Here is a 1,582-nt window from a genome sequence, read left to right as displayed (position 1 = left end):
TCCAGCGAACTGCGTACTTTCCGCTAAGATAAAAAGTTTTACGTGAAAAATAGGAGTGAAGCCAAGAAAATCCAGCAATGGACACTAACCGCTGTTATGCGAGGGTTAATTTATATAATTTAAATTTTAAATTACTTCTTGTAATCAAAACCTGCATTCGAAATTTCTGCTGTATCAACAACCTCTTCAGTCATGTATAATTCGCTAATCTCTGGTTTTATTTTGGAAAATTTTACTTTATAAAATTTACCAATTGAACAATTGATTTCAGGGTCAATAGTCACACAACCATCAAACTTTTTATTGTCCACATAATACTTGTATTTGATACAATTCTTCCAGCCTTTGTTGAATTCATATTTTATTGTTTTGGCAACTGTAAAGCTATATTCACTGTTCAGGTAGTTTTGTCTTTTTACACTATTATAAAATGAATATAAAAGTACCATAGCCAAAACTATCACTATGATATTCATTTCTCTTATTTTTTTAATTCCTTTATCCAATTTTCAGGTTTCTAGAAAAGATGTTCATAACTCTCGCATAACGTTTCGCGGCTAGTGGCTTTTTGCGAAACCAGCGAACTGCGTACTTTCAGCTAAGATAGAATTTTTACGTGAAAAACAAACGTGAAACCACGAAAAACCAGCAATGGCTACTAGCCGCTGTTAGCGGTAGTGCTTACTGTTCAAAGCAATCTATACATAAAGTTATTCCATTTTCTGCCAAACGCTTCATTTCTGTTGGTGAAAATTCCATTGAACATTGTTGATTGTAACCGTAAATTCTCCAAACGCTAATATCGTCTCTCTTTATACCAACACTTTCCAATTCTTCAAATTTTGGTTCAAGTATATTCAAATAAACATTTATAAAATCAATATAACTATCTTCCTTATCGTCTTCAAAACCATGAATCCATAATCTTTTCAGTTCTTTTTCATCATAGGGAAATGTTGGCTCTAAATTCAAGATTTTGCTAACTTGATTGTAAACTACGTCACTTCTGGTCTGAATATGTAATCTGTAAAAATTCATTTGTTACAATAGGTTATTGAATTCTCCGCAATCTTGGCCGCATTACCGCTAACGTTTCGCGGCTAGTGGCTTTTTGCGAAACCAACGAACTGCGTACTGTCAGCTAAGATAGAATTTTTACGTGAAAAACAAGCGTGAAACCACGAAAATCCAGCAATGGCTACTAGCCGCTGTTATGTGATGGTTTTTTACGTCGACTTGAGCACACAAATTTTGTCTGTTTCCTTTTCGGATTCCACTTCTTGTTTTTCAAACTTTCTGAACAAGATTTAGCGGAATAACTAGTTTTCTGATGTCTTTTTGTTGTAACTCAATAAATAACGGGTTAAAAATCCGCCAAACATTATAAACATGATTCCAATTACAAGTCTGTAACCATAAAACATTGACTTTTCATTAGTCAACGCCAAAATAAGGATTATCAAATTTGTCAATGTAATTGAAAGCAAAGCAACCAAAACTATTTTTCTCATAGATGTATTTATTAAGAATTCAATACTCAAAGCTAAGATAAATTTCTATTGAAAACTATATGTCACGAAAA

The 1,582-nt window shown here is 32.8% G+C and carries 2 protein-coding genes; both read right to left on the bottom strand.

What is annotated here, in order from left to right; genetic code table 11:
* Positions 1 to 131: 131 nt before the first annotated feature.
* Positions 132 to 506 (bottom strand): hypothetical protein, encoded by a 375-nt coding sequence (locus SK086_RS13560; RefSeq protein ID WP_324692340.1) that lies wholly within the window; start codon positions 504 to 506, stop codon positions 132 to 134.
* Between the two features lie 175 nt (positions 507 to 681).
* A complete protein-coding gene (locus SK086_RS13555) occupies positions 682 to 972 on the bottom strand; it encodes a hypothetical protein (RefSeq protein WP_324690426.1) in 291 nt (96 codons plus the stop codon).
* Positions 973 to 1,582: the final 610 nt, after the last annotated feature.

This window comes from Flavobacterium cheonhonense, assembly GCF_035671315.1.
GTDB lineage: Bacteria > Bacteroidota > Bacteroidia > Flavobacteriales > Flavobacteriaceae > Flavobacterium > Flavobacterium cheonhonense.
This window is presented reverse-complemented; position numbering and strand designations above follow the sequence as displayed.